Source organism: Pyxidicoccus sp. M15 (assembly GCF_056858435.1).
Genome location: NZ_CM166495.1, coordinates 3,485,412 through 3,493,167, shown reverse-complemented (window position 1 = coordinate 3,493,167; position 7,756 = coordinate 3,485,412). Strand labels below are relative to the sequence as shown.

General features: G+C 71.2%; 1 protein-coding gene (running past one end of the window). It reads left to right on the top strand.

Features of this window, described 5'->3' with window-relative positions:
- Positions 1-207 precede the first annotated feature (207 nt).
- Positions 208-7,756 carry the 5' portion of a non-ribosomal peptide synthase/polyketide synthase gene (locus ACX9TP_RS13270; RefSeq protein WP_482980083.1) on the top strand. It continues 25,412 nt past the right edge of the window, so the window shows 7,549 of its 32,961 coding nt (coding positions 1-7,549); the start codon lies at positions 208-210; the stop codon falls past the right edge of the window.

Genomic DNA, 7,756 nt, shown 5'->3' with positions numbered 1-7,756 from the left:
CCGCCCTTCTGAACCCGGCCAACGGGATTGGAGAATGGCTCGCCTCCGGGGCTATTCTCGCTCTCGCGGACTTGTTTCATCCCACTGTCCTCCCGCTGGAGATTCTCGTGGTTTCGCGTTCAACCCGGCCTGGCTGGTGTCGCTTGCAGTGGAGCAGACGCCCCGAGGCCGGCAGCACGCGCGACTCACTGGAATACGCATAACCCTATGTCGCTGACCCCTGAACAGAAGCGCGCGCGGCTCGCGGAGCTGCTGCGCGAGAAGAACCGTCAGTCCCGTCGTGCGCCCGTGTCCTTCGCGCAAGAGCGGATGTGGTTCCAGGAGCGGCTCAACCCGGGCAGCGCCGCCTTCAACGTCCCCATCGCCGTGCGCCTGTCCGGCGAGCTGAACGTCGACGCCCTCCGCCGCGCACTCCAGGAGTTGGTGCAGCGCCACGAGGCGCTTCGCACCACCTTCGTCGAGCAGGACGGTCGCGTGTTGCAGCACATCGCCCCCTCGCTCGACGTCGCCCTGCCCGTCATCGACGTGAGGGACGGCGCTCCCTCCGAGCGTGAGGCCGAGGCGTGGCGCCGCCTGCACCTCCAGGCGCAGCAGCCCTTCGACGTGGAGAAGGGCCCGCTGCTGCGCACGGTGCTCTACCACTGGGACGCCAGCGAGCACCTGCTGCTCGTCGACGTGCACCACATCGTCTCCGACGGCTGGTCCCTGGGTGTGCTGGTGCGTGAGCTGGGCGCGCTCTACCCCGCGCTCGCCTCGGGTCAGCCGTCCCCGCTGCCACCGCTGCGCATGCAGTACGCAGAGTTCGCGACGTGGCAGCGCGACTGGCTCAAGGGCGAGACGCTGGACACGCAGCTCGCGTACTGGCGCAAGCAGCTGAATCCGAATGCCGTGCTGGAGCTGCCCACCGACAAGCCGCGGCCCTCCATCGCGAGCACGCGTGGAGCCCGTCTCACGGTGATGCTGCCTCCCGCGCTGCTCCAGTCCCTCAAGGACCTGGCCCGGCGCGAGGGCCGTACCCTCTTCCCGCTGTTGCTCGCCGCGTACCAGGTGCTCCTGTCGCGCTACAGCGGCCAGGACGACGTCGTCGTCGGCACGCCCGTGGCCGGCCGCAACCGCTCCGAGCTGGAAGGCCTCATCGGCCTGTTCGTCAACACGCTCGCCCTGCGCACGGACCTCTCAGGAGACCCGACCTTCCTGGAGCTGATGACGCGGGTGCATGAGATGTCGCTGGGCGCCTTCGCGCACCAGGATGTGCCCTTCGAGAAGCTGGTGGAGGCGCTCCAGCCCGAGCGCAGCCTGAGCACCGCGCCGCTGTTCCAGGTCAGCTTCACGCTGCAGAACGCGCCCCTGCCGCCGCTGCACGTGCCCGGCATGGTGCTGGACGCGCAGCCGGTGGACAGCGGCACCAGCCAGGCGGACCTGTCGTTCTTCGCCGCCGAGCTGCCGCAAGGCCTGCGCCTCGTCATGCTGTACCGCACCGACCTCTTCGTGGAGGCGACGGTGCGGCGGGTGCTGGCGCACTTCCAGACGCTGCTGGAGGGCATCGCCGCGCGTCCAGAAGCGCGCCTGTCCGAGCTGCCCTTGATGGACGCCGCCGAGCGCCAGCGCGTGCTGGTGGAGTGGAACGCCACCGCGACGGACGCCCCTAGTGACGTGTGCATCCACCAGCTCTTCGAACGGCAGGCCACGCTCACCCCCGACGCCACGGCGCTGGAGTTCGAGAACCAGCGCCTCACCTACGCGCAGCTCGACGCGAGGGCGAACCAGCTCGCCTGGCACCTGCGCTCGCTGGGCGTGGGCCTGGACACCCTCGTCGCGCTCCACCTGGAGCGCTCCGTCGACCTCGTCGTCTCCATGCTCGGCGTCCTCAAGGCTGGCGGCGCCTTCGTCCCGCTGGACCCCAGCTACCCCGCCGACCGCCTGGGCTACATGCTCACCGACTCGGCGGTTCCGGTCATCATCACCCTGGAGCAGTTCGCGGACGCGCTGCGCTCCCGCGGCGGGCAGTTCGTCCTGCTGGACGCGGACGCGCACCAGCTCGAGCGGCAGCCCCGCACGCCTCCCGTGTCAGGCGTGCTGGCCGAGCACCTCGCCTACGTCATCTACACCTCCGGCTCCACCGGCCGGCCCAAGGGCGTCACGGTGACCCACCGGGGCGTGCCCAACCTGGTGCGGAGCCAGGTGGCGCCCCAGGGCCTGGGACCGGGCACGCGCGTGCTCCAGTTCGCCTCGCCCAGCTTTGATGCCACCGTCTGGGAGGTCTTCACCGCGCTGCTGTCGGGCTCCACGCTGTGCCTGCCGACGAGCGAGGAGCGCATGCCCGGCCCCGCGCTGGCGGAGATGCTGCGCACCCGTCGAATCAACGTCGCCACGCTGCCTCCCACCGCGCTCTCCGTCATGGAGCCCGAGGGACTGGAGAGCCTGCGCACCCTCGTCTCCGCGGGCGAGGCCTGCTCCGCCGAGCTGGTGGCGAAGTGGGCCCCGGGCCGCCGCTTCATCAATGCCTACGGCCCCACCGAGGCCACCGTCTGCGCCTCCATGGACGTCTGCGCGCCCGACGGCCAGAAGCCCTCCATCGGCGGGCCCCTGGCCAACATGCGCCTCTACGTCCTCGACGCGCACCTGCGCCCGGTGCCCACCGGCGTGCCAGGAGAGTTGTTCATCGGCGGCGTGGGCCTGGCGCGCGGCTACTTGCGCCGCCCGGAGCTCACCGCCGAGCGCTTCATCCCCGACGCCTTCAGTGGCGTGCCCGGGGAGCGGCTGTACCGCACGGGCGACCTCGTGCGCTGGATGCCCGACGGTACGCTGGACTACCTGGGCCGCACCGACTTCCAGGTGAAGCTGCGCGGCTTCCGCATCGAGCTGGGTGAAATCGAAGCCGCCCTGCGTGCCCACCCGTCCGTCGAGGACGCGGTGGCCGTGGTGCGAGACGACGGAGCCGTCGGCCCCAGGCTCGTTGCCTACGTCGTGTCTGCGGACGCGGAGGACGAGAGCCCCGCGCCGGACGCCCAGGTCCTCCGGAGCTTCCTCGCCGGACGGCTGCCCGAGTTCATGGTGCCCTCGGCCTTCATGGTGCTGAAGGCCCTGCCCCTGACGCCCAACGGCAAGGTGGACCGCAAGGCCCTGCCCGCGCCGGACGCGTCGGACCTGCAGCGCCAGGAGTACGTGGCGCCGAGGACGCCGCTGGAGGAGCGCATCGCCGCGCTCTTCTCCGAGCTGCTGGGCACGCCGCGCGTGGGCGCCACCGACAGCTTCTTCAACCTGGGGGGACACTCGCTGCTGGCCACGCAGCTCGCCTCCCGGCTGAACGCCGCGTTCCACGTGAACCTGGCCCTGCGAGAGGTGTTCGAAGGCCCCACGGTGGAAGCGCTTGCCCGCCGTGTCGACACGGCCACCCGGGCCGGAGCGGTTGCCGCGGCACCACCGCTGGTGCGCGTGTCCCGCGAGCAGAAGCTGCCCCTGTCGTACTCGCAGCAGCGCGTGTGGTTCCTGTACCAGCTGGAGCCCGATAGCGCCGCCTTCAACATCCCCGTCGCGCTGGAGCTGTCCGGCACGCTGGACGTGGAGGCACTGCGCCGCAGCCTGGAAGCCCTGTTGCACCGGCACGAAGCCCTGCGCACCACCTTCCGAGCCGAGGCCGACGGCGCCGTGCAGGTCATCCAGCCGCCCGCCCCGCTGACGCTGCCCGTCGTCGACCTGGGCGGCCTGCCGACCGAGCAGCGCAAGGAGGAAGCGCGGCGCCGCGCCTCCGACGAGGCCCTGTTCCCGTTCGACCTGAAGAATGGCCCGCTGCTGCGCGCTTCCCTGTTGAGGCTGGACGAGCGCGAGCACCTCCTGCTGCTGACGATGCACCACATCGTCGCCGATGGTTGGTCCGCCAGCGTCCTCATGCGCGAGCTGACCGCGCTCTACCCGGCCTTCACCGCCGGGCGCCCCTCGCCCCTGCCCGAGCTGCCGTTGCAGTACGCGGACTACGCGGCGTGGCAGCGCCAGTGGCTGGACGGCGAAGCACTGGAGGAGCAGCTCTCCTGGTGGCGGAAGCAGCTCGACGGCGCGCCGCAGGACCTGGAGCTGCCCACCGACAGGCCGCGCAACTCCAACACCGAGCCTCAGTGCATCCGCACGCCCGTGGTGCTGTCGCCCGAGCTGGCCCGCGCGGTGGAGACGTTCTGCAACCGTGAAGGTGTCACGCCCTTCATGTTCCTGCTCTCCGCCTTCCAGCTGCTGCTGTCGCGCTACTCGGGGCAGGACGACATCTCCGTCGGCTCGCCCGTGGCCGGACGCAACCAGCCCGAGCTGGAAGGCCTCGTCGGCTTCTTCCTCAACACCCTGGTGATGCGCACCCGCCTGGACGGCGACCCCACCGTGCGCGAGCTGCTGGGACGCGTGCGCGACATGGCCCTGGGCGCGTATGCGCACCAGAACCTGCCCTTCGAGCAGCTGCGGCCCATGCGCGACCTGCACCAGGCGCCGCTGTTCCGGGTGATGTTCATCCTGCAGAACATGCCGCCCGCGAAGCTGGCCCTGCCAGGGCTCGCGATGCGCAGCCTGCCGGTGGAGGACGTCGCCGCCAAGTTCGACCTGACCCTGGCGCTGACGCGCACGAGCGAGGGTTTCGTCGGCGACCTGGACTACCGGGCCGACCTCTTCGACGCCTCCACGGCGGAGCGCATGGTGCGCCACCTGCACACGCTGGTGGAGGCCCTGATGGCCGATGCAGGCCGCCGTCTGTCCGCGGTGTCCATGCTCTCCAGCGAGGAGCGCCAGCGCATCCTCGGGCACTGGAGCGCCAATCCCGCGCCCTTCCCGGACGTGTGTCTGCACTCGCTCTTCGAGGAGCAGGTGCGCCGCGCGCCCGACGCGCTCGCCGCCTCCTTCGAGGGACAGCAGCTCACCTACGCGCAGCTCGACGCCAAGGCCAACCAGCTCGCGCACGCGCTGCGCCGCCGGGGCGTCGGGCCCGAGGTGCGTGTCGCGCTCAGCGTGGAGCGCTCGCTGGACATCGTCGTCGGCCTGTTCGGCATCCTCAAGGCAGGCGGCGCGTGGGTGCCCGTGGATCCGCTGCTGCCGCGCGAGCGCCTGGCCTTCATGCTGGAGGACAGCGGCGCGGTGGTGCTGGTGACACAGGCTCCGCTGCTGGAGCGCTTCCCCGAAGCGCACCGTGCCCACGCCCTCTGCCTGGACTCCGAGAAGGACGCCCTCTCGCGTGAGAGCACCGAGGCGCCGGTGACGGGCGTGGCCCCGTACCACCTGGCCTACCTGCTCTACACCTCCGGCAGCACCGGCACGCCCAAGGGCACCGCCGTCGAGCACCGCGGCGTCACCAACCTCGTCACCCAGGAGAAGGGCGTCTACGAGATTGGCCCGGGCAGCCGCGTGTTGCAGTTCGCCAGCCTCTCCTTCGACCTGTCGGTGGAGGAAGTCTTCACCACGCTGTGCTCCGGAGGCGCGCTGGTGCTGGCGCCCATGGAGAAGTTGATGCCGGGCGCGCCGCTGCAGAAGCTGATGCGCGACGAGGCCCTCACGGTCATCAGCGTCACCCCGGCCACGCTGGCGGCCACGCCCGCCGAGGACTACCCCGCCCTGCGCACCGTCATCTCTGGCGGTGAGGCCGTCTCCGCCGAGGTGGTGGGCCGTTGGGCACCGGGCCGCACGTTCCACAACGGCTACGGTCCCACGGAGGCCACGGTGGTGGTCACGCTGACCGTCTGCGAGCCGGACGGGCGCGTGCCCTCCATCGGCCGTCCCATCGGCAACATGCGCACGTACGTGCTGGACGCGCGCGGTGAGCCGGTCGCCGTGGGCGTGAAGGGCGAGCTGTACGTAGGCGGCGTGGGCGTGGCGCGCGGCTACGCGGGCCGCCCCGCCCTCACCGCCGAGCGTTTCCTCCCGGACCCGTTCTCCGGAGTCCCCGGCGCCCGGCTGTACCGCACGGGGGACGTGGTGCGCTGGCGTGAGGACGGCTCGCTTGAGTTCGTCGGCCGCGCGGACGCACAGGTCAAGGTGCGTGGCTTCCGCATCGAGCTGGGCGAGGTGGAGTCCGCGCTGGCGAAGCTGCCTGCGGTGCGAGAGGCCGTCGTACTGGCGCGTGAGGACGGCCCCGGGGGCAAGCGCCTCGTGGGCTACGCCGTGGCGCACGAGGGCGCCCAGGTGGACGGTGCCACGCTGCGCGCGGCCCTGAAGGAGACGCTGCCCGAGTACATGGTGCCGTCGGCCATCGTGGTGCTGCCGGCGATGCCGCTCACGTCCAACGGCAAGGTGGACCGCAAGGCCCTGCCCGCGCCGGACTTCGCGAGCGACGCCCGCGACTACGTCGCACCGCGCACGCCTACCGAGCAGCGCCTCGCGGAGCAGTGGTGCCAGCTCCTCGGCGTCGAGCGCGTGGGCGCCACCGACAGCTTCTTCGAGCTGGGTGGCCACTCGCTGCTGGCCACCCAGGCCATCAGCCGCATCCGCGCTGACTTCAGCGTGGAACTGCCCCTGCGTGAGCTGTTCGTCGGCCCCACCCTCGAAGGGGTGGCCCTGCTGATTGACGCCGCGCTCGCGGGAGGGAGCACGCCCACCGCGCCCCGGCAGCGCGACGCCCTCGCGCTGTCACTGCCCGTCCTTCCCCTGGAAGAAGTCGCCGCGCGTGCTCAGGCGCGTCCGCGTTCCGAGACGCAGGTCAGCGACGCCACCGGGAGCCCTGTACTGTCCGCCGAGGAGCGGCAGCGGGTGCTGGTGGAGTGGAACGCGACTTCCACCGAGTACCCGCGCGGTTCCACCCTGCCCGAGGTCTTCGCGCAGGTGGTCGCCCGCTTCCCCGAAAAGGTCGCCGTCGAGTTCGGGGATTCGAAGCTCACCTACCGGCAGTTGGATGAGCGCGCCAACTCCCTCGCGTGGCACCTGCGCGGCCTGGGCGTGTCCACCGACTCGCGCGTGGCCCTTGCCGTGGACCGCTCGCTGGAGCTGGTGGTGGCTCTGGTCGCCATCCTCAAGGCCGGTGGTGCCTACGTGCCGCTGGACTCCTCGTACCCGCGCGAGCGCCTCGCGGCCATGCTGGAGGACTCCGCCCCCAGCGTGCTCGTCACCACGCGCGCCCTGCTGCCCAAGCTGCCTTCCCACGGGCTCGCCACCGTCGTGTTGGAGGACGTGGCGCTCTCAGGCCTGCCCACGCACGCACCGCCTTCCTCCGCCCTGCCCGACAGCCTCGCGTACATCGACTTCACCTCCGGCTCCACAGGCCGCCCCAAGGGCGTCGGCACCCTCCAGTCCGCCGTGCTGCGCACCGTCTTCGGCGTCGACTACGCCCACCTGGGCCCGGACGAAACCTTCCTCCTGCTCGCCCCCATCTCCTTCGACGCCTCCACCCTGGAGCTGTGGGGCCCGCTGCTTCATGGCGCACGGCTGGCCGTCTTCCCGCCCCACTCTCCCTCGGACCTGCTCGAGCTGGAGTCGGTGCTGCAGAAGCACGGCGTCACCACCCTTCACCTCACCGCCGGCCTCTTCACCCAGGTGGTGGACCACAACTTCTCCGCCCTTCGTGGCGTGAAGCAGCTGCTCACCGGTGGCGACGTGGTGAGCGCGCCCCACGTGCGCCGGGTGCTGGAAGGAATGTCCATTCCGGTGACGGCCTGCTACGGCCCCACCGAAGGCACCCTCTTCACCTCCTGCCACCGCATGACGGACGTCGCCCACGTCGGCACCTCCGTCCCCATCGGCCGGCCCATCGGCAACACCCAGGTGTACGTCCTCGACGCCTCCGGTCAGCCCGTGG